The sequence below is a fragment of the Azotobacter bryophylli genome (genome assembly GCF_042643485.1).
Lineage (GTDB): Bacteria > Pseudomonadota > Gammaproteobacteria > Pseudomonadales > Pseudomonadaceae > Azotobacter > Azotobacter bryophylli.
In genome coordinates this window covers 204,620-224,086 of the sequence record NZ_JBHRSJ010000012.1, presented here as the reverse complement: position 1 = coordinate 224,086, position 19,467 = coordinate 204,620, and the positions used below count along the sequence as shown (strand labels likewise).

The window sequence follows — 19,467 nt, the reverse complement described above, 5'->3', positions numbered from 1 at the left end:
CCAACCGCCCATGAGCCGCTTTTTCAGTTGTAGGTATAGCGCCGCTGATCGGGCGCCGGCGGGAAGTACTGGTACAGCCAGGTCTCGCTCAGGGTCTGCTTGTCCGCACGGCGGCGCAGGAAGCAGCGAATGTTCACCGGCTCGGTGCTGTCGCTGGTGGGATACCAGTCGAACAGGACGCGGAAACCCTTGACGTGGGGCTGTAGCGCCAGGACCTGGAAGTCCTGGACGCGCCCGTCGGCGACCGTGACAACCGGCTCCAGGTCTTCGTCGGGCGGCATGTTTTCCAGGGGGCCGCCGGCGAAGTCGATGGCGAAGCGCCGGGCCCAGACCTCGGGGTAATGCTCGCCCGGCGCCCAGCCCTCGGTGAAGCCGCCCATGCCCGAACGCGTCGCCTGCACCTGAGCCAGGCCGGGGGCCACCGGCGGCAGGGCGCTCCAGAACAGCTTGTAGCCGTAGTGCAGGGACTGGCCGGCCTCGACCGGCTCCTTCGGCGTCCAGAAGGCCACGATGTTGTCCAGGGTTTCGCCGGTGGTGGGCAGCTCCATCAGGTTGATGGCGCCTTCGCCCCAGCCCGTGGTGGGCTCGACCCACAGGCTCGGACGGCGATGGTAGCTGTCGACGGTGTCCTGGTAGGTCTCGAAGTCATGGTTGGTCTGAACTAGACCGAAGCCCTTGGGGTTGCTGTCGGCGAAACTGTTGAACTGGATGCGCTTCGGGTTGTTCAGCGGACGGCAGATCCATTCGCCGTTGCCGCGCCACATGGCCAAGCGGTCGGAGTCGTGCAGGTTCGGGTGGATCGAGTCGCACATGCGCCGCTCGTGGCTGCCGCAGCTGAACATGCTGGTCATGGGGCAGATGCCCAGTTGCTTGATCGCCTTGCGGGCGTTGACATGGGCGTCGATGTCCATGACCACCTGTTCGTCCTGGCAGTCGATGTCGAAGCGATAGGCGCCGGTGGCGCTCGGCGAGTCGAGAAGCGCATAGACGGTGAAACGCCGGCTGTCCGGCGCGGGCCGCTCGAACCAGAACCGGGTGAAGTTGGGAAACTCCTCCGGGTGGTCGGTGAAGGTGTCGATGGCCAGGCCGCGGGCCGACAGGCCGTACTGCCTGTTGCCGTCGATCGCGCGGAAGTAGCTGGCGCCGAGGAAGGACACCAGGTCGTAGCGGTGCGGGTCGGGATGCGGGAACACCCGGAAGCCGGCGAAGCCCAGATCGCCCTTGAGCTGGCTGGTGTCGACGCCGGTGTTCTGGTAGCCGAACAGTTCGGGACGGAAGTGGATTTCCCGGGCCATCCCGGCCTTCGGATCGACGCTGTACATCCGGACGGGCTGCTTGAAGCCCATGCCCACATGGAAGAAGCGTACCTCCAGCCGACCATCCTGGTCGTGCCAGAGCGAATGTGCGGGATCGTAGTGGATCCGGTTGAAATCCAGCGGCGACATGTTCGCCAGCGTCGGCGGCAACACCTGGCTACCGTCCGCATAGGGGCTGCGGGCAAGCTGGCGGGCCTCGGTCTGCAACCGTTCGAAGGAAAAAGGCTTGCCCTCGCCATCGGCAGTAGCGGCAAGAGCGCGTGCGGCGAACAGGCTGGCGGAAGGCAGACCGGTATAGGCGGCCAGGGCGAGGGAGGCTTTGAGGAGGTCTCTACGCTGCATGAAGAACCTTGAGATGGCACTATCGTTCAGGGGGAGGACTGTAGCGTGCAGAGGCTCTCTTGTGGGGGCGGAGAGGAATTTTTCTTGCGGGCGCGAGGATCTCCAACGTCCGCGGGAGCGCCCGGTCGGGCACTTTTCGGCCTGGGGTGCGTTGGCGGTGCGACGGTCTTCATCGCACGAAACCATCTCCTCGATCCGCGACGATCATCCACTGGCAAAAACGAAAAGCCCCCGCCTCTTGCGGGGCGGGGGCTTCAATTGCGTGTGGTGGGCCCGCAGGGACTCGAACCCTGGACCAAAGGATTATGAGTCCTCTGCTCTAACCGACTGAGCTACAGGCCCCCAGAAGGCCGGCGGATTATACCGGCGGGTTTCTGTCTGTGCTAGGCGATGCGAGCGGAAAAGGCGGGATGCCCGCCATGAAGCCCCGGGCTCCAGGTTCCCAGGTGCGTGTTCTCAGCAGCAGTCGTCTTCGACCCGCTCCAGCAGGGCCAGAGCTTCCTGGTCGTGGTGGCGGGCGAAGATTTCGTAGACGACGTTCACCTGGGCATGCAGCAGCAGGCGGGCGTCGCTCTCGGTGCCGTCGCGGGAGCCGATCTTGTCGCGGAAATAGTTGCAGATCGGGCAGTCGCCCGGGTCCTGCTGCAGGTAGTGCTGGATGCGCGCGTAGATGGCGCGGATGCAGCGATCGCAGTCGATGTAGGGCAGGGATGCTTCGCCGCAGATGCTGCGATAGGTCGTCGTGGTCATGGATGCTCCTCCTGCGAGCGGATATCGGAAGCGTCCATGCTAGGAGGAGGTACAAGGAGCGTCTGTCAGCCGTCCGACACCTTGGCGGGCCCTTGGCTGCGGGCGTGCAGGCGTTCGGCGTCGTGGATGTCGAAGGCGCCGTTACCGGCACGGCTGAGAATGCCTTCGCGGGCCATCCGGTTGATCAGCGAAGAGACGGTCTGGCGGGTCGTGCCGAGCAGGCGGGCGATGTCCTCGGTGCGCAGATCCAGTTCCAGGCGCAGGCCTCCCTGGTGGGGGCGGCCCTTGCGCATCAGCATGCCGTCCAGGAATCGCGCCAGGCGGCCTTCGACGTCGCGGAAGGCCAGGTCCTCGATGACGCGCATGCTGTTGGCCAGGGTGCCGCCGAGTACGCGGATGATCGCCGGGAAGGCCCCCGGCAGCGATCTCAGGGTGGCCATCATGCGCGAGGTATCGCCCATCAGCACTTCGCTCGGGCGCACAGTCTGGACGTAGGCCAGGCTGTGGGTGCTGTAGATGTCGCCGGCCTCGAGGAAGGTGAGGGTGTACTCCTTGTCCTCAAAGGCGAGGAACACCCGGATGCGTCCACTGCATACGATGAACACGCTGTCGCGTTCGCCGTTCGGGCTGCCGAGCAGCTCGTTCTCGACCAACTGGCGCTGGTGGAAGCCCTGCAGCAGGGCGGCCTGTGTAAGTGCGTCGAGGCGTTCGAGCAGGTTGCCGGGATCGAGTCCTTTCATGGGGAGTGCATCGCGAAGGGAGCTGTACGAGAGCGCAGTATAGGGGCGTCTTTCGTCCGGCCGACAGTGGAAAGCAAAACCCCCGGCGGGGCCGGGGGGTTTGTCGTCACTCGTCGAGGAAGGAGCGCAGGTGCTCGCTTCGCGAGGGGTGGCGCAGTTTGCGCAGGGCCTTGGCCTCGATCTGGCGGATACGCTCGCGGGTGACGTCGAACTGCTTGCCGACCTCCTCGAGGGTGTGGTCGGTATTCATGTCGATGCCGAAGCGCATGCGCAGGACCTTGGCTTCCCGTGCGGTGAGGCCGGCGAGGACGTCGCGGGTGGCTTCCTTGAGGCTTTCCACGGTCGCCACGTCGATCGGCGACTGCATGGTGGAGTCCTCGATGAAGTCGCCCAGATGCGAGTCTTCGTCGTCGCCGATCGGGGTTTCCATGGAGATCGGCTCCTTGGCGATCTTCAGGACCTTGCGGATCTTGTCCTCGGGCATTTCCATGCGCTCGCCCAGTTCTTCCGGGGTCGGCTCGCGGCCCATCTCCTGCAGCATCTGGCGGGAGATGCGGTTGAGCTTGTTGATCGTCTCGATCATGTGCACCGGAATGCGGATGGTGCGCGCCTGGTCGGCGATTGAGCGGGTGATCGCCTGGCGGATCCACCAGGTGGCGTAGGTCGAGAACTTGTAGCCGCGGCGGTATTCGAACTTGTCCACCGCCTTCATCAGGCCGATGTTGCCTTCCTGGATCAGGTCGAGGAACTGCAGGCCTCGGTTGGTGTACTTCTTGGCGATGGAGATGACCAGGCGCAGGTTGGCCTCGACCATTTCCTTCTTGGCGCGGCGGGCTTTGGCCTCGCCGATGGACATGCGGCGGTTGATGTCCTTGATCTCGGCGATGCTGAGGTCGACCTCCTTCTCGAGGTCGATCAGCACCTGTTGGTTCTGCTTGATCTCGTCCGCCAGCTTGCCCAGGGCTTCGGCGTATTTGGCCTTGCCCTTGGAGATGAAGTCCACCCAGTCCAGGTCGACTTCGTTGCCGGGGAACTGGCGCAGGAAGTCGGCACGCGGCATGCGGGCGTCGCGCACGCACAGCTGCATGATGGCGCGTTCCTGCTGGCGCACGCGGTTGAGGGTGCCGCGAACGCGCTCGACCAGGGCGTCGTACTGCTTGGGCACCAGCTTGATCGGCATGAACAGGATGGCCAGGACTGCCAGTTCCTCGATGGCTTCGGCGCTGCCGCGGCCATACTGCTGGAGGGCCTGCTTGGTTTTCTCCAGCTGCTCGGCGACGGCGCCGAAGCGCTGACGGGCGACCTCCGGATCGGGACCGCCATCGCCTTCTTCCTCTTCCGCCTCTTCGCTGCTGGCCTCTTCTTCCTCGTCCTCGGGCTCTTCGACGGCAGCGGCGGTCTTGCTCTTGATCTCGACCGGCACCTCTTCCTCGGCGGGCGCGGAGCCGTCATCCGGGTCGATGTAGCCGCTGAGGATGTCGGACAGGCGGCCGCCTTCGCTGGTGACGCGCTGATACTCGTCGAGGATGTTGTCCACGGTGCCGGGGAAGTGGGCGATGGCACCCATCACCTCGCGGATGCCTTCCTCGATGCGTTTGGCGATCTCGATCTCGCCCTCGCGGGTGAGCAGCTCCACGGTGCCCATTTCGCGCATGTACATGCGCACTGGGTCGGTGGTCCGGCCGATATCGGTTTCCACGGCGGCCAACGCGGCGGCGGCTTCTTCGGCGGCTGCTTCGTCGGTGTCGGCTTCGGCCAACAACAGGGCATCCGCATCCGGAGCGCTCTCGAATACGTTGATCCCCATGTCGTTGATCATGCGGATGATGTCTTCCACCTGTTCCGGATCGGAAATATCCTCCGGCAGGTGGTCGTTGACCTCTGCATACGTCAGGTAGCCCTGTTCACGGCCACGAGCGATCAACTCTTTGATGCGAGACTGCTGTTGAGCTTTTACGGACATAACACCCTATCCACTGAAGGTTCTGGCGGGCTGAAAATCAAGCTGAGCATTATAGCTGAAACCTGACCTCACGCGCCAGTTGAGGTCGGGGGGACGGGGGCGGCTCTCCGGCTGAGCAGGTCGCGCAGCTGATCTTTCTCCTCCGTGCTCAGTTCGCCCTGTCGGGCCTTGCTGAGCAGGCGCTCGAGGCTGCGCTCGCGCTGACGTGCCGCTAACGTAGTTATAGTGTCGAAAAACTGTTGTTCAAGGTTGTCGGTCGAAATCAGCCATTCCTTTTCCGCCAGAGCGCGCAGCAGCCGACCCTGCTCGGTGCCGTGCCAACGGGCGATCAGTTGCAGCGGGCTGAGATTCGGATTCTTCTGCAGGGCTTCCAGCAGGGCGACCAGCAGCTGGGCATAAGTGTCGTCTTCGCTGGCGAAATGGCTGGCGTCCTCGACCTTCTGAGCCAGTTGCGGATGATGCAGCAGCGTGCGCAGTGCGCTCAGGTTCGGCGGCTCGACGCTGACCGCCGTGCGCGGGGTGCGCGGCTGGAAGTCGCCGCGCCCCTTGCTCTTCCATTTCCTGCCATCTTTCTTCCATTGGCCCTTGTTCTGGGGCTGGCGTTCGAAGGGCGCGGTCGGCTCGTGGTCGGCGAATCCGGAGTAGTCTGCATAGCCATGGTCCGGCGCGGCATCGTAATAGGCCTCTTCCGGGTAGGGCGGAGGGGCGTCCTGGGTGATGGCGGCGCCCGGTGCGTGGGGGCGACTCAGTGCCTCGCCGCTGAGACCGGTGATTTCGCCGAGGCGCTGGCGCATCAGGGCGCGCAGGTTGGCGCCGGGGATCTTCTCGATCAGTGGGGCAGCCAGGGTCGCCAGGTGCGCCTTGCCTTCCAGCGAGCGCGGATCGGCTTCCCGGCCAAGCTGCTCGAAGAAGTAGTCGGCCAGCGGCTGGGCCTGCTGTTCGAGGCGGGCCCTGAAGGCGTCGCTGCCTTCGGCGCGCACCAAACTGTCCGGGTCCTCGCCTTCGGGCAGAAACAGGAAGCGCGCCCGGCGGCCGTCCTGCAGGTTCGGCAGGGTGGCTTCGAGGGCGCGCCAGGCGGCCTTGCGTCCGGCGGCGTCGCCGTCGAAGCAGAACAGCACGCTCGGCACCAGGCGGAACAGGCGTTTCAGGTGTTCCTCGCTGGTGGCGGTGCCGAGGGTGGCGACGGCGTTGCGCAGCCCCTGCTGGGTCAGGGCGATGACGTCCATGTAGCCCTCGACCACGATGATCTCGTCGAGGTCGCGGTTGCTCTTGCGCGCCTCGTAAAGGCCGTAGAGTTCCTGGCCCTTGTGGAACACCGGGGTTTCCGGGGAGTTGAGGTACTTGGGCTTGTCGTCGCCGAGCACCCGGCCGCCGAAGGCGATGACCCGGCCGCGGCTGTCGCGGATGGGGAAGACCACTCGGTCGCGGAAGCGGTCGTAGCGCTTGCCGGTCTCGGCGTTCTCGATCAGCAGGCCTGCCTCGATCATCGCCTTCTGCTGCAGGGCGTCGCCGCTCAGGTGCTTGAGCAGGTTGTCCCAGCCGGGCGGGGCGAAGCCGAGGGCGAAGTCGCGGGCGATGGTGCCGGACAGTCCGCGACCCTTGAGGTAGTCGACGGCCGCCTTGCGCGCCGGATGGCTCTTCAGGGCCTGGCGATAGAATTCGGCGGCCGCCTCCAGCAGCGGATAGAGCGGCGAGTCGACGCTCTGGCGCGGTCTGGTGCTGCGGCTGCCTTCTTCGTGGGGGACTTCCAGGCCGGCGCGTTTGGCCAGTTCCTCGACCGCTTGGGGGAAGTCCAGGTGGTCGTGATCCATGATGAAGCCCAGGGCGTTGCCGCCGGCACCGCAGCCGAAACAGTAATAGAACTGCTTGTCCGGGCTGACGGTGAAGGAGGGGGTCTTTTCCTTGTGGAACGGGCAGCAGGCGCTGTAGTTCTTGCCGCTCTTCTTCAGCTGGACGCGCGAGCCGACCACGTCGACGATGTCGGTGCGGTTCAGCAGGTCGTCGATGAAGCCTTGGGGGATCAGTCCGGCCATTGGGGGTCCGCTGGGGTCGGTGCGTTGGCGTCGATCAAGTGGTCAGAAACGCCAAAAGCCCGGTTTTTAGCCGGGCTTCGGTGAAGCGTGCGAGGGGTGCTGTAACTTAGTACAGGCGCTCGCGGCGACGCTGCTCGCGCTGCACTTTCTTGGCGTGGCGCTTCACGGCGGCGGCGGCTTTGCGCTTGCGCTCGGCAGTGGGCTTCTCGTAGAACTCGCGGCTGCGAACTTCGGCCAGAACGCCGGCTTTTTCGCAGGAGCGCTTGAAGCGACGCAGGGCTACGTCGAAGGGTTCGTTCTCTTTAACTTTGACGGCGGGCATCCAGGGCTACCTTAAACAATTGACCGGTGTTTGAGCGCGCGCTCCTGGCATTCGGCACCGGAGAACGTCTCTTTTCAAGGGTGCGGATATTACCGATTTGTCGCACGAATGCAAAGCCCCGAAGCGCTCCCCATGCGGCGCTCCCGCGTTGCGGATGGGGCGCCCCGGGTTTCGCGAGTGCTCGCCGGGCCAATGTAGCAGCGGGTTCGGCGCATGCCGGGCGCCCGCTCTCGGCATGCGCTCAGAGCGGTAGGCGCAGGGGAATCATCGACGAACGGGCGAAGCCCTGGCGGGCATAGAAGCGCTGGGCATCGGCATTGTCGGCATCGGTCAACAGAGTGATGCGTCGGCAGCCCCGGGACTTGGCAGTGGCGATCGCGGCTTCCAGCAACTGAGTGCCGAGACCGCGGTCGCGGGCAGCGGTATCCACCACCATGTCTTCCAGCAGGGCCACCGGCGCCCCTAGCGCAGTGGAAACCGTATACAGCAGGTTGACCATGCCGATGATTCGGCCGAACTCGCAGGCGACCAGGATCTCGCCCGTGGTGGCGTTCCGGATGATCTCGCTCAGCCCCCTCTCCTGGGCGGCACGGTCGGGGCTGAACTCGGCCTCCTGGGCGAACAGCTGATCGAGCAGGCTGCATAGCGCCGGGATGTCGGCGAGGACTGCGGTGCGGATGTCCATGGGCGATTCCGATGGTTGGGGGAGGCAGTATGCGCCATGTTCTTAGCGTATTGGTGGCGATCTGCCCGGTGCCGACAAGCCGCTGCCGACGAAATGACCGGGGCTTTGTCCATTGGAAAGGCGGCGGCCGGTGAATGGCCGCCTGCTCGCGTCTTTTTCTGTCGTTGCCGCGCGCCCCTCGCGTGGGCGAAAATAGGCGTCTTTGTTCGATTCAGCCCCCGCAGGAGATTCAGCGATGCCCAGCCGTCGTGAGCGAGCCAATGCCATCCGTGCCCTCAGCATGGATGCCGTGCAGAAAGCCAACAGCGGCCACCCTGGCGCCCCCATGGGGATGGCGGACATCGCCGAAGTGCTGTGGCGCGACTACCTCCGGCACAACCCGGCCAACCCGCAATGGGCGGATCGCGACCGCTTCGTGCTGTCCAACGGTCACGGCTCGATGCTCATCTATTCGCTGCTGCACCTGACCGGCTACGACCTGTCCATCGACGACCTGAAGAGCTTCCGCCAGCTCGGCAGCCGCACCCCGGGGCACCCGGAATACGGCTACACCCCTGGCGTCGAGACCACCACCGGTCCGCTCGGTCAGGGCATTGCCAACGCGGTCGGCTTCGCCGTGGCGGAGAAGGTGCTGGCGGCGCAGTTCAACCGTCCCGGCCACACCATCGTCGATCACAACACCTACGTGTTCCTCGGCGACGGCTGCATGATGGAAGGCATTTCCCATGAAGTCTGCTCCCTGGCCGGCACCCTGGGGCTGTCCAAGCTGATCGCCTTCTACGACGACAACGGCATCTCCATCGACGGTGAGGTCGAGGGCTGGTTCACCGACGACACGCCGAAGCGCTTCGAGGCCTACGGCTGGCAGGTGATCCGCAACGTCGACGGCCACGATGCCGACGAGATCAAGACTGCCATCGAGACGGCACGCAAGAGCGACCAGCCGACCCTGATCTGCTGCAAGACCATCATCGGCTTCGGCTCGCCGAACAAGCAGGGCAAGGAAGAGTGCCACGGCGCCGCGCTGGGTGCCGACGAGATCGCGCTGACCCGCGCCGCCCTGGGCTGGAATCACGCGCCGTTCGAAATCCCCGCCGAGATCTATGCCGAGTGGGACGCCAAGGCCGCCGGTAGCGCCCGCGAGGCCGATTGGAACCAGCGTTTCGCCGCCTACCAGGCCGCTTATCCGGAACTGGCCGCCGAGTTCCAGCGGCGCATGAAGGGCGATCTGCCGGCCGATTTCGGCACGAAGGCCGCCGCCTACATCGCCGAGATCGCCGAGAAGGGCGAGACCATCGCCAGCCGCAAGGCCAGCCAGAACGCCCTCAACGCCTTCGGGCCGCTGCTGCCCGAGTTCCTCGGCGGCTCGGCCGACCTCGCCGGCTCCAACCTGACCCTGTGGAAGGGCTGCAAGGCGGTCAAGGCCGGGGATGCCTCCGGCAACTACCTGCACTACGGCGTGCGCGAGTTCGGCATGAGCGCGATCATGAACGGCATCGCCCTGCATGGCGGCTTCATCCCCTACGGCGCCACCTTCCTGGTGTTCATGGAGTACGCCTGCAACGCCGTGCGCATGGCGGCCCTGATGAAGCAGCGGGTGGTCTTCGTCTACACCCACGACTCCATCGGCCTCGGCGAGGACGGCCCGACCCACCAGCCGGTCGAGCAGCTGGCCAGCCTGCGCTGCACGCCGAACCTGGATGCCTGGCGCCCGTGCGACGCGGTGGAGTCGGCGATCGCCTGGAAGTGCGCCGTCGAGCGTACCGACGGTCCGAGCGCGCTGGTCTTCAGCCGGCAGAACCTGCCGCACCAGGTGCGCGATGCCCGCCAACTGGCCGATGTCGCCCGCGGCGGTTATGTGCTCAAGGACTGCGCCGGCGAGCCGGAACTGATCCTCATCGCCACCGGCTCCGAGGTCGGGCTGGCCGTCCAGGCCTGCGACAAGCTGAGCGGGCAAGGGCGCAAGGTGCGCGTAGTCTCCATGCCCTCCAGCGACGTGTTCGACCGCCAGGATGCCGCCTACAAGCAGTCGGTGCTGCCGGTCGAGGTCGGCGCGCGGATCGCCATCGAGGCCGCCCATGCCGACTTCTGGTACAAGTACGTGGGGCTCGACGGCCGAGTGATCGGCATGACCAGCTACGGCGAGTCCGGTCCGGCCGCGGCGCTGTTCGAGCACTTCGGTTTCACCCTGGACAACGTGCTGGCCACGGCCGAGGAACTGCTGGAAGACTGACCTGTCGCAGCGACGGATGGCGCCGGCGCCATCCGCCCACAGGCTTCCGTCGGGTGGCAGCGCCGGCCCAGGCGCCACCCGTCCGCAGAACGAACAAGAGCGCCCATGCCCAACAGTCCCTTCCGCGTCGCCCTGAACGGCTACGGCCGCATCGGTCGCTGCGTCCTGCGCGCCTTCCACGAGCGAGGCGCGCGGGACGGCTTAGAGATCGTCGCCCTGAACGATCTGGCCGACCAGGCCAGCGTCGAATACCTGACCCGCTTCGACTCCACCCATGGCCGCTTCCCCGGCGAGGTGCGGGTGGAAGGAGACTGCCTCTATCTCAACGGCAGCAGCGTCAGGGTGCTGCGCCAGCGCGTGCCGGAAGGCGTCGACTGGGCCGCGCTCGGCATCGACCTGGTGCTGGAGTGCTCCGGCGCTTACCACACCCGCGCCGACGGCGAGCGTTTCCTGGCCGCCGGCGCGCCGCGGGTGCTGTTCTCCCAGCCGATGGCCAGCGAGGCCGATGTCGACGCCACCATCGTCTATGGCGTCAATCAGGCGCGCCTCTCCGGTTGCGAGAGGCTGGTGTCGAACGCCTCCTGCACCACCAACTGCAGCGTGCCGCTGTTGAAACTTTTGAACGAGGCAGTGGGTCTGGAGTACGTCTCCATCACCACCATCCATTCCGCGATGAACGACCAGCCGGTTATCGACGCCTATCACCACGAGGATCTGCGCCGCACGCGCTCGGCCTTCCAGTCGGTGATCCCGGTGTCCACCGGGCTGGCGCGGGGGATCGAGCGTCTGCTGCCGGAGTTCGCCGGGCGCATCCAGGCCAAGGCCGTCCGCGTGCCCACTGTGAACGTTTCCTGCCTGGACATCACCTTGCAGACGTCGCGCGACACCTCCGCCGCGGAAATCAACCAGGTGCTGCGCCGGGCTGCCGAACATGGCCCGCTCAAGGGGCTGCTGGACTACACCGAGCTGCCCCATGCCAGCTGCGATTTCAACCATGACCCCCATTCGGCCATCGTCGATGGCAGCCAGACCCGCGTTTCCGGCCCCCGGCTGGTCAACCTGCTGGCCTGGTTCGACAACGAATGGGGTTTTGCCAACCGCATGCTCGACGTCGCCAGCCATTTTCTGCGCGCCGCCGAAGCCGACCTCCAGTAAGGACTGTTCTCCATGACCGTGTTGAAGATGACCGACCTCGACCTCCAGGGTAAGCGCGTGCTGATCCGCGAAGACCTCAACGTGCCGGTGAAGGACGGCGTGGTGACGAGCGATGCGCGTATCCAGGCCTCCCTGCCGACGATCCGGCTAGCCCTGGAGAAGGGCGCCGCGGTGATGGTCTGCTCGCACCTGGGCCGTCCGACCGAAGGCGAATACACCGAGGAGAACAGTCTCAAGCCGGTCGCCGAGTACCTGTCCAAAGCCCTCGGCCGCCAAGTGCCGCTGGTCAAGGACTACCTGGGCGGCGTCGATGTGCAGCCGGGCCAAATCGTGCTGTTCGAGAACGTGCGCTTCAACAAGGGCGAGAAGAAGAACGCCGACGAGCTGGCGCAGAAGTACGCCGCGCTGTGCGACGTGTTCGTCATGGACGCCTTCGGCACCGCCCACCGCGCCGAGGGCTCGACCCACGGCGTCGCTAAGTTCGCCAAGGTCGCCTGCGCCGGCCCGCTGCTGGCCGCCGAGCTGGAAGCCCTGGGCAAGGCCCTCGACAAGCCGGCCCGTCCGATGGTCGCCATCGTCGCCGGCTCCAAGGTGTCCACCAAGCTCGACGTGCTCAACTCGCTGGCCGAGATCTGCGACCAGCTGATCGTCGGCGGCGGCATCGCCAACACCTTCCTGGCCGCGGCCGGCTACAAGGTCGGCAAGTCGCTGTACGAGGCCGATCTGGTCGACACCGCCAAGGCCATCGCCGCCAAGGTCGCCGTGCCGCTGCCGGTCGACGTGGTGGTCGCCAAGGAATTCGCCGAAACCGCCGAGGCCACCGTCAAGGCCGTCAGCGAGGTGGCCGACGACGACATGATCCTTGACATCGGCCCGCAGACCGCGACGATGTTCGGCGAGATGCTCAAGGCCTCGCAGACCATCCTGTGGAACGGTCCGGTCGGCGTGTTCGAGTTCGACCAGTTCGGCAACGGCACCAAGGTGCTGGCCCAGGCCATCGCCGCCAGCCCGGCGTTCTCCATCGCCGGCGGCGGCGATACCCTGGCGGCCATCGACAAGTACGGTGTGGCCGAGCAGATCTCCTACATTTCCACTGGCGGCGGCGCCTTCCTCGAGTTCGTCGAGGGCAAGGTCCTGCCGGCCGTGGCGGTGCTGGAAGAGTGCGCCAAGTGATGCCGTAGGGTGGTCAACGGCGTAGCCTTGCCCACCCTACGCCAGAGCGGGTATCCGCCAGCAATCCCCGAACACTTGAATCCGGCCTGTCGTCGCGGCAGGCTGGACCCCGATCATAAGATCCTTACTGGGAGCTACTGTAGATGGCACTTATCAGCATGCGTCAGCTGCTGGATCACGCCGCCGAATTCGGCTACGGCGTGCCGGCCTTCAACGTCAACAACCTCGAGCAGATGCGCGCCATCATGGAAGCGGCCGACAAGACCGACTCCCCGGTGATCGTCCAGGCTTCCGCCGGTGCCCGCAAGTACGCCGGCGCCCCCTTCCTGCGCCATCTGATCCTCGCCGCCATCGAAGAATTCCCGCACATTCCAGTGTGCATGCACCAGGATCACGGCACCAGCCCTGACGTCTGCCAGCGCTCCATCCAGCTGGGCTTCAGCTCTGTGATGATGGACGGCTCGCTGCGCGAAGACGGCAAGACCCCGGCCGACTACGACTACAACGTGCGCGTCACCCAGCAGACCGTGGCCATGGCCCACGCCTGCGGCGTGTCGGTGGAAGGCGAGCTGGGCTGCCTGGGCAGCCTGGAAACCGGCACCGCAGGCGAGGAAGACGGCATCGGCGCCGAGGGCACCCTCGACCACAGCCAGATGCTCACCGATCCGGAAGAAGCCGCGGCCTTCGTCAAGGCCACCCAGGTCGACGCCCTGGCCATCGCCATCGGCACCAGCCACGGCGCCTACAAGTTCACCAAGCCGCCGACCGGCGACGTGCTGGCCATCGAGCGCATCAAGGAAATCCACAAGCGCATCCCCAACACCCACCTGGTGATGCACGGTTCCTCCTCGGTGCCGCAAGAGTGGCTGGCGATCATCAACCAGTACGGTGGCGACATCAAAGAAACCTACGGCGTGCCGGTCGAGGAGATCGTCGAAGGCATCAAGCACGGCGTGCGCAAGGTCAACATCGACACCGACCTGCGCCTGGCCTCCACCGGCGCCATGCGCCGCATGATGGCCGAGCAGCCGAGCGAGTTCGATCCACGCAAGTTCTTCGCCAAGACCATCGAAGCCATGCGCGACATCTGCATCGCCCGTTACGAAGCCTTCGGCACCGCCGGCAACGCCTCCAAGATCAAGCCGATCTCCCTGGAAGGTATGTGCCAGCGCTACGCCAAGGGCGAGCTGACCGCCAAGGTCAACTGATCCGGCGCGTCCCCTCGAAAGCCCCGCCTAGGCGGGGCTTTCGTCTTTCGGAGAGTACCGTGAGCTCGCGACTTCCCGTGGTCTTCCTCGCCATCGGCCTGCTGGCCGGCTGCGTCAGTCGTCCCTCCGGCGAGCCGCCGACCGCCGTCGCGCCCGCTGTCCGCTCCGGCGCGGCGGAGGACCCGCAGACCTGCCAGAACAGCATCGACTGCTCGCTCAAGTCCGCCCGCACCTTGCTGTTCGTCTACGACTACGCCTACCTGAGCAGGCTCCGGCCCGAGCGCCAGGGCAGCCTGATCTTCACCCCCGGCGATGCGGCCCGCGGGGAATGGCCGGCCATCCGCATCCGCCTGCCGGAAGCCGACAGCCGTTTCCGCTTCGACAGCGTCTGCCTGCGCCGGCAATGCCGCTACACCCATGCCGAGCTGCGGGCCATCTATCGCCGCTACCTGGCCGGCGAACCCTGCGTCCTGCCCGGCGATCCGCGGCGCGACTGCAGGCTCAAGCCCTGATCCGTCGCCGCTGGAAAAGAAAAAGCCCCTGCGGACAGGGGCTTGGGCGGTTTACTGCCGGGGCGTCACGGCGTGCAGCCGTTCCCCATCACCAGGTATTCGACGGTATGCCGATGGCCCTGGTGGTCTTCGTAGGTCATTTGCCGGGGGACGACCGCGCAGACGGCGGGAATGGGGGTCTGGTCGATCACCCGGGCGATGTCCAGCTTGCTCGAATAGCTGTAGTGCTCGAGGGCGGGTTGGGACTGGGCGTCCGCGGCTTCGGCGGTTTCGGTGGCGAGAGCGAAGCCCGAGGTGGCGGCCATCATCAGAGCCAGTAACACTTTCATTCTGTCGGTACCGAGATTTGCAAACTTTGCGAGCCCCAGTTGTTTCGTACTTCTACTGAAGCGACCGCGAAACATCCGGAGGTCGTTTGCTTAAGCCTCGTAAGATGGTGTTTCGCTTTCCCTTTTCAGGTGCGAGCAAGTTTACGAGCGCTTTTATTGAGGAAAAACCGGCTTTGAGATCAAGATCTTTGAACTGTCAGTAAACAGTCTGTAATAAACATATGCTAAGCGGCTATTCCGGCCTTCCTGGCGGTCGCTCGCCCAGGCAGGTTCCCATGACGGAAAAGGAGCCGACGGATGGCGCCGACAGGGCAATTTGCACGTTCCGTTCGGCGGGCATCTTGCATTTTGCATGGCCTCTGCCGGGAGATTCCGACGCAACCCGTTGATCCGCCGGCCATCTTCGGTTGGCATGAAGGCTGCTGAACAGCAGGCCCACGGGTCAACCAGCGGAGTCGTTGCCATGAAGCAGGTAGAGGACATCCTCAGCACTGCGTTTCCCGAGTTCGACGTCGTCACCCAGCACCGTCCGGATGGCAGCCTGCTGCTCAGCCTGCAGCAGGGCGGACGCCCGGTGCTCCGCCGGGCGCTGTCCTACGGGCAGGTGCAGAGCCGGCTGCAGCTCGACTGGGTGATCGGTTCGGTGCGCCGCGATCTGGCCATAGAGGCCGGCCAGGCTCCGGCGATCGCGGCGCTGCAAAGCCAGAGCCGCATCCGGCTGCCCCGCTACGAATACCGCTGAACCTCCGGGCGGGAGGCCCGCAGGCCGTTCCGCCCGCGCTCTTGTCGACTGGATCACAATCGGCCCGGAAGCCGGCGGCATGGCTTTGCTCCGGCTCGGCGACCTGTTTTACTGGCCTGCCCGGCCGGGCACGGCGACTGTCTGGCTATCCACTACAAGGAGTTTCCCATGGCCGGCAGCAGCCTGCTCACCCTGATCGACGATATCGCCACCCTGCTCGACGACGTGTCCGTGATGACCAAGCTCGCGGCGAAGAAGACCGCCGGGGTGCTCGGCGACGACCTCGCCCTCAACGCCCAGCAGGTCACCGGCGTGCAGGCCGAGCGCGAGCTGCCGGTGGTCTGGGCGGTGGCCAAGGGTTCGCTGCTGAACAAGCTGATCCTGGTGCCGGCGGCGCTGCTCATCAGCGCCTTCGTGCCCTGGCTGGTCACTCCGCTGCTGATGCTCGGCGGCGCCTTCCTCTGCTACGAGGGCTTCGAGAAGCTGGTGCACAAACTGATCCACAGCCGGGCCGAGAACCAGGCCGAGCACGGCCAGCTGACCGCGGCGCTGACCGACCCGAACATCAATCTGGCCGCTTTCGAGCGGGACAAGATCAAGGGTGCGGTGCGCACCGACTTCATTCTCTCGGCGGAGATCATCGCCATCACCCTCGGCACCGTGACCGGTGCGGCTCTGGCTACCCAGCTCATCGTGCTGGCGGGCGTCTCGCTGGTCGTCACCCTCGGTGTCTACGGGCTGGTCGCCGGCATCGTCAAGCTCGACGACCTCGGGCTGTACCTGGAGCGCCAGCCGAGCGTGCTGCAGAACCGGCTCGGCCAGTGGGTCCTGGCCGCCGCGCCCTGGCTGATGAAGGCCTTGTCGGTGATCGGCACCGCGGCCATGTTCCTGGTCGGCGGCGGCATCCTGGTGCACGGCCTGCCGGTCCTCGGCCACCTGCTGCACGGTCTGGAGGTCGATGCCGGCAACCTGCCGACCCTGGGCACCGTCCTCAACGCCCTGACCCCGACGCTGATCAACGCCGGCGTCGGCATCATCGCTGGCGGTCTGGTGCTGGTCGGCGTGAGCCTGGTGAAGAAGATCCTCGGCCGCTGATTCCTTCCCTCCTCAAGCGACGTCCAGCACCTGGTAGCGCTGGCACGCCGCACCCAGCTGCAGCTCGATCTCGTCGCCCGCGTCCCGGCCCAGCAGGCGCTGGCCGAGCGGCGAGTGCGGGGTGATGACCATGAACGATCCGCCCTCGTCGGCGATGCGCAGGCCCGCGGCATCCGGGCCGAGGAACAGGGTCTGCTCGCCGCCCCGGTCGTCGCCCAGGCGCACCAGCGCGCTCAGCTCGATGCCCCGCGCGGCGTCGAACGGGCGCAGCCGGAGCGCCCGGTAGCGCTGCAGGGCCAGGCGGAACTCCTCGACCCGCCGCGCCTGTCCCGCGGCCAGGTAGGAGGCCTCCAGGCCGCGGGTGTCGTACTTGTTCTCGGCGACGCTTTCCTCGTGGGTCGCTGCTTCGTGGGCGGCCTGCGCGGCGCGCGAGGCCAGGTCGAGGTCTTGCTCCAGGCGGGCGAGGATCAGCGTGAGGGCTCGGTCTTTGGTCATGGGCGGATATCGGTGCGACGGTGGGCGGGAGATTATTCCCGTGCCGGCCGGCGGACGACAGCCCGCCGTGCCGGAAAGCGCTGGCGCCGCGGGCGGCACGGTCCGCCCGCAGTCCTGCCGGAGGCGCTACAGGGTGCGCAGGAAGGCCAGCAGATCGGCCTTCTCCTCCTGGCTCAGGCCGCGCTGCAGGACCAGGTTGAAGAACTCCACGGTGTCGTCCAGGGTCAGCAGACGACCGTCGTGCAGGTAGGGCGGGGAGTCCTTGATGCCGCGCAGGGGGAAGGTCTTGATCGGGCCGTCGGCCTTGGCCAGGCGACCGTTGATCGTCTGCGGCTCGAAGAAGCGCTCCGTGCGCAGGTTGTGCATCAGGTTGTCGGTGTAGTAGGGCGGCGCGTGGCAGCCGGCGCAGCCGCCCTTGCCGTGGAAGACCTGCTCGCCGCGCAGCTCCTGCTCGCTGGCCTTGGCCGGGTCGAGCCGGCCCTCGACGTCCAGCTTGGGCGCCGGCGGGAAGTCCAGGATGTTCTGGAACTCGCCCATGAAGTGCACCTGGCTGCCGCGCTCCAGGACGTTCACCCCCTTCTTGGTGGCGATCACCGGATCGCCGTCGAAGTAGGCGGCGCGCTGCTCGAACTCGGTGAAGTCCTCCACCGACTTCAGCGCCCGCTGCGAACCGAACAGGCGCTGGATGTTCACTCCGCGCAGCGGCGGGGTGTCCAGGCGGTGGCGCAGCTCCTGCGGGCGGATGTCGCCGACCAGGTGGGTGGCGCCGTTGCTGTGGCCGTTGGCGTGGCAGTCGAAGCAGGCCACGCCGCGGTGCGGATGCTCGCTGCGGCGGTCCTCGGTGGCGTTGAACTGCTGCTGCGGGAAGGGCGTGAGCAACAGGCGCAGGCCTTCCAGCTGCTTCGGATTGAGGATGCCGTTGAACAGCTCGTTGAAGTTCATCAGCGTCACCAGCTTGCCCTGGGACACGTCGCCCAGGTCGGGCCGGGTGGTGAGGTAGATCGGCGCGGGGAATTCCGGCAGGAAGCGGTCGGGCAGGTCGAAGTCCAGGTCGAAGCGGGTCAGGTCGCGCTGTTCCTGGCGGTTGATCTCGTCGATGGCGAACTTCGGGAAGAGCATGCCGCCTTCGCCGTGCTTGGGATGGGGCAGCGGCAGGAAGCCGGCCGGGAACAGCTTGCGCTGGCGGATCTGGTCGGGGCCGAGGCCGGCCAGTTCGTGCCAGCTGGTGCCCATGGGCAGCTTGACCCGCACGCCGCCCTGCACCGGCTTGCCGCGGCTCATGGTGACGCCTTCGACGGGGCGGTCGGCGAGGTCGTAGCGCTGCTCCAGCAACGCCTTCTGGGTCTGCATGACCTTGTCCTTCTCGCCTGCCAGACGCTGCATGACGCTGTGGAAATCCTCGGTGATCGCCACCGGAAGGTAGCTGGTCGGTTTCTCCTCCTGGGCGGCGCCGGCGGCGCCGCCCAGGGCCAGGGTCAGGACGAGCGGCAGCGCCCGGCCCAGTTGCCCCGCTGGGGCTGATCGACTCATGGATACCTCCACGGGATGCGTTCGTGGGAAAGGAACTGCATGTGGCGAGGTTAGGTATAGACGAGGCGGGCGCCGAGGGAGGACCCGCTCGGGTGCCCGGCTGCACGCCGGGCGCCCGAGTCAGCCGGCGGCCAGGAGCGGCTGCCTAGTCTGCTCCGCCCCGGCGGCGGTGGCGGGGGCGCTCGATCGCCGGCTGGCGGTGTCCTCGATCAGCAGCCGATGGGCGGTCTGCGCGTGGTAGCTGCACCAGGCGGCGATGCCCAGCCACTTGCAGCCTTCCTCAACCAGGAGCGCCGCCCCGTGCGAGGCGAAGTGGCCGAGGTCCGCGGCCAGCGACAGGGCGAACAAGCCCAGCGCCAGGACGAGGAAGAGGCAGCCGGTGCGCAGGATCAGCCGGCGGAAGGCGACGAGGAAGGCCAGCTGGGACAGCGCCAGTGTCGCGAGCACGAGTTTTTCCGGCACGCTAAGATAGTCGGGGGCCAGGCGTTCGTGGATCTGGAACAGGTCGTCGAACATCAGGTACAGCGACAGCAGGGCGGCCGCCAGCAGGAAGCGGGCGCTTTCGCCGTTCCTGCGCTCGAGGGAGAACAGCGCGAACAGGCTGATCGCGGCGCTGGCGCACCAGAGCAGGATGCCCAGATCGGACAGCATGCCCGACAGCGGATGGAGGCCGGCGATGGACGACACGTCCATGACGAACTGTTCGACGCCGGCCAGGCCGAGGGCGTCGGCGATGCCGACCCCCGCGAGCAGGACGATGGGGAGGGCGAAGGTGATGACCAGCGGTCTCGTGGTGCTCTTCATGCTTTTCAATCCTTTGAACGGGCATGTCGTTGTCCCGGCC

General features: G+C 66.3%; 18 protein-coding genes and 1 tRNA gene. 7 read left to right on the top strand and 12 right to left on the bottom strand.

Annotation, left to right across the window (positions count from 1 at the left end; genetic code table 11):
- Positions 1-23: 23 nt before the first annotated feature.
- The 8 genes from ACFOJE_RS07225 to ACFOJE_RS07190 form a co-directional block, all read right to left on the bottom strand.
- Positions 24-1,658 carry a glucan biosynthesis protein D gene (locus tag ACFOJE_RS07225; protein ID WP_377813634.1) on the bottom strand — a complete coding sequence of 545 codons (1,635 nt, stop codon included), beginning with the start codon at positions 1,656-1,658 and terminating at the stop codon, positions 24-26.
- Between the two features lie 265 nt (positions 1,659-1,923).
- A tRNA-Ile gene (locus tag ACFOJE_RS07220) sits at positions 1,924-2,000 on the bottom strand.
- 114 nt (positions 2,001-2,114) lie between these two features.
- Entirely contained in the window at positions 2,115-2,408 is a 294-nt protein-coding gene (gene cowN, locus ACFOJE_RS07215; protein WP_377813633.1) for a N(2)-fixation sustaining protein CowN, read from the bottom strand.
- Positions 2,409-2,473: 65 nt separating this feature from the next.
- Positions 2,474-3,148 carry a Crp/Fnr family transcriptional regulator gene (locus ACFOJE_RS07210; RefSeq protein WP_377813632.1) on the bottom strand — a complete coding sequence of 225 codons (675 nt, stop codon included), beginning with the start codon at positions 3,146-3,148 and terminating at the stop codon, positions 2,474-2,476.
- Between the two features lie 106 nt (positions 3,149-3,254).
- The gene (rpoD, locus tag ACFOJE_RS07205; RefSeq protein ID WP_377813631.1) at positions 3,255-5,111 is read right to left on the bottom strand and encodes an RNA polymerase sigma factor RpoD; all 1,857 of its coding nucleotides are present in this window, start codon (positions 5,109-5,111) and stop codon (positions 3,255-3,257) included.
- A 68-nt stretch (positions 5,112-5,179) separates the two neighbouring features.
- Positions 5,180-7,144, bottom strand: a complete 1,965-nt coding sequence (dnaG, locus tag ACFOJE_RS07200; protein WP_377813629.1) for a DNA primase — start codon at positions 7,142-7,144, stop codon at positions 5,180-5,182.
- Positions 7,145-7,250: 106 nt separating this feature from the next.
- Entirely contained in the window at positions 7,251-7,466 is a 216-nt protein-coding gene (gene rpsU, locus ACFOJE_RS07195; protein WP_003085057.1) for a 30S ribosomal protein S21, read from the bottom strand.
- A gap of 241 nt (positions 7,467-7,707) precedes the next feature.
- Complete coding sequence (locus tag ACFOJE_RS07190) at positions 7,708-8,151, bottom strand: GNAT family N-acetyltransferase (protein WP_377813628.1); 444 nt, start codon at positions 8,149-8,151, stop codon at positions 7,708-7,710.
- A 235-nt stretch (positions 8,152-8,386) separates the two neighbouring features.
- Here ACFOJE_RS07190 and tkt point away from each other — a divergent pair, with 235 nt between their 5' ends.
- From tkt to ACFOJE_RS07165, 5 genes are all read left to right on the top strand, one after another.
- Positions 8,387-10,384, top strand: coding sequence for a transketolase (tkt, locus tag ACFOJE_RS07185; protein WP_377813627.1), 1,998 nt, complete (start codon positions 8,387-8,389; stop codon positions 10,382-10,384).
- A gap of 105 nt (positions 10,385-10,489) precedes the next feature.
- Positions 10,490-11,539 carry an erythrose-4-phosphate dehydrogenase gene (epd, locus tag ACFOJE_RS07180; protein ID WP_377813625.1) on the top strand — a complete coding sequence of 350 codons (1,050 nt, stop codon included), beginning with the start codon at positions 10,490-10,492 and terminating at the stop codon, positions 11,537-11,539.
- A 12-nt stretch (positions 11,540-11,551) separates the two neighbouring features.
- A complete protein-coding gene (locus ACFOJE_RS07175; RefSeq protein ID WP_377813624.1) occupies positions 11,552-12,712 on the top strand; it encodes a phosphoglycerate kinase in 1,161 nt (386 codons plus the stop codon).
- Between the two features lie 143 nt (positions 12,713-12,855).
- Complete coding sequence (fba, locus tag ACFOJE_RS07170) at positions 12,856-13,920, top strand: class II fructose-bisphosphate aldolase (protein WP_377813623.1); 1,065 nt, start codon at positions 12,856-12,858, stop codon at positions 13,918-13,920.
- Positions 13,921-13,979: 59 nt separating this feature from the next.
- Entirely contained in the window at positions 13,980-14,432 is a 453-nt protein-coding gene (locus ACFOJE_RS07165) for a hypothetical protein (RefSeq protein ID WP_377813622.1), read from the top strand.
- A gap of 65 nt (positions 14,433-14,497) precedes the next feature.
- On the opposite strand, the gene ACFOJE_RS07160 is transcribed toward ACFOJE_RS07165, so the two are convergent.
- Positions 14,498-14,761 (bottom strand): DUF2790 domain-containing protein, encoded by a 264-nt coding sequence (locus tag ACFOJE_RS07160; protein ID WP_377813621.1) that lies wholly within the window; start codon positions 14,759-14,761, stop codon positions 14,498-14,500.
- Positions 14,762-15,224: 463 nt separating this feature from the next.
- Between ACFOJE_RS07160 and ACFOJE_RS07155 the strand changes: the two genes are divergently transcribed.
- Together ACFOJE_RS07155 and ACFOJE_RS07150 are read left to right on the top strand one after the other, a co-directional pair.
- Positions 15,225-15,503 carry a DUF3509 domain-containing protein gene (locus ACFOJE_RS07155; RefSeq protein WP_377813619.1) on the top strand — a complete coding sequence of 93 codons (279 nt, stop codon included), beginning with the start codon at positions 15,225-15,227 and terminating at the stop codon, positions 15,501-15,503.
- A 168-nt stretch (positions 15,504-15,671) separates the two neighbouring features.
- Positions 15,672-16,598, top strand: a complete 927-nt coding sequence (locus ACFOJE_RS07150) for a DUF808 domain-containing protein (RefSeq protein WP_377813618.1) — start codon at positions 15,672-15,674, stop codon at positions 16,596-16,598.
- 12 nt (positions 16,599-16,610) lie between these two features.
- Here the strand turns inward: ACFOJE_RS07150 and ACFOJE_RS07145 are convergent, their stop codons facing one another.
- The 3 genes from ACFOJE_RS07145 to ACFOJE_RS07135 form a co-directional block, all read right to left on the bottom strand.
- The gene (locus tag ACFOJE_RS07145; protein WP_377813616.1) at positions 16,611-17,093 is read right to left on the bottom strand and encodes a GreA/GreB family elongation factor; all 483 of its coding nucleotides are present in this window, start codon (positions 17,091-17,093) and stop codon (positions 16,611-16,613) included.
- 126 nt (positions 17,094-17,219) lie between these two features.
- Positions 17,220-18,623, bottom strand: a complete 1,404-nt coding sequence (locus ACFOJE_RS07140) for a cytochrome B6 (protein ID WP_377813614.1) — start codon at positions 18,621-18,623, stop codon at positions 17,220-17,222.
- A 120-nt stretch (positions 18,624-18,743) separates the two neighbouring features.
- On the bottom strand, positions 18,744-19,427 hold the full coding sequence (locus tag ACFOJE_RS07135) for a hypothetical protein (protein ID WP_377813613.1): 684 nt from the start codon (positions 19,425-19,427) through the stop codon (positions 18,744-18,746).
- Positions 19,428-19,467 lie beyond the last annotated feature (40 nt).

What these genes read in the sequence shown, in the direction of transcription:
- ACFOJE_RS07225 (WP_377813634.1), bottom strand. Translation starts at nt 1,658, where the DNA reads ATGCAGCGTAGAGACCTCCTCAAAGCCTCCCTCGCCCTGGCCGCCTAT.
- cowN (WP_377813633.1), bottom strand. Translation starts at nt 2,408, where the DNA reads ATGACCACGACGACCTATCGCAGCATCTGCGGCGAAGCATCCCTGCCC.
- ACFOJE_RS07210 (WP_377813632.1), bottom strand. Translation starts at nt 3,148, where the DNA reads ATGAAAGGACTCGATCCCGGCAACCTGCTCGAACGCCTCGACGCACTT.
- rpoD (WP_377813631.1), bottom strand. Translation starts at nt 5,111, where the DNA reads ATGTCCGTAAAAGCTCAACAGCAGTCTCGCATCAAAGAGTTGATCGCT.
- dnaG (WP_377813629.1), bottom strand. Translation starts at nt 7,144, where the DNA reads ATGGCCGGACTGATCCCCCAAGGCTTCATCGACGACCTGCTGAACCGC.
- rpsU (WP_003085057.1), bottom strand. Translation starts at nt 7,466, where the DNA reads ATGCCCGCCGTCAAAGTTAAAGAGAACGAACCCTTCGACGTAGCCCTG.
- ACFOJE_RS07190 (WP_377813628.1), bottom strand. Translation starts at nt 8,151, where the DNA reads ATGGACATCCGCACCGCAGTCCTCGCCGACATCCCGGCGCTATGCAGC.
- tkt (WP_377813627.1), top strand. Translation starts at nt 8,387, where the DNA reads ATGCCCAGCCGTCGTGAGCGAGCCAATGCCATCCGTGCCCTCAGCATG.
- epd (WP_377813625.1), top strand. Translation starts at nt 10,490, where the DNA reads ATGCCCAACAGTCCCTTCCGCGTCGCCCTGAACGGCTACGGCCGCATC.
- ACFOJE_RS07175 (WP_377813624.1), top strand. Translation starts at nt 11,552, where the DNA reads ATGACCGTGTTGAAGATGACCGACCTCGACCTCCAGGGTAAGCGCGTG.
- fba (WP_377813623.1), top strand. Translation starts at nt 12,856, where the DNA reads ATGGCACTTATCAGCATGCGTCAGCTGCTGGATCACGCCGCCGAATTC.
- ACFOJE_RS07160 (WP_377813621.1), bottom strand. Translation starts at nt 14,761, where the DNA reads ATGAAAGTGTTACTGGCTCTGATGATGGCCGCCACCTCGGGCTTCGCT.
- ACFOJE_RS07155 (WP_377813619.1), top strand. Translation starts at nt 15,225, where the DNA reads ATGAAGCAGGTAGAGGACATCCTCAGCACTGCGTTTCCCGAGTTCGAC.
- ACFOJE_RS07150 (WP_377813618.1), top strand. Translation starts at nt 15,672, where the DNA reads ATGGCCGGCAGCAGCCTGCTCACCCTGATCGACGATATCGCCACCCTG.
- ACFOJE_RS07145 (WP_377813616.1), bottom strand. Translation starts at nt 17,093, where the DNA reads ATGACCAAAGACCGAGCCCTCACGCTGATCCTCGCCCGCCTGGAGCAA.
- ACFOJE_RS07140 (WP_377813614.1), bottom strand. Translation starts at nt 18,623, where the DNA reads ATGAGTCGATCAGCCCCAGCGGGGCAACTGGGCCGGGCGCTGCCGCTC.
- ACFOJE_RS07135 (WP_377813613.1), bottom strand. Translation starts at nt 19,427, where the DNA reads ATGAAGAGCACCACGAGACCGCTGGTCATCACCTTCGCCCTCCCCATC.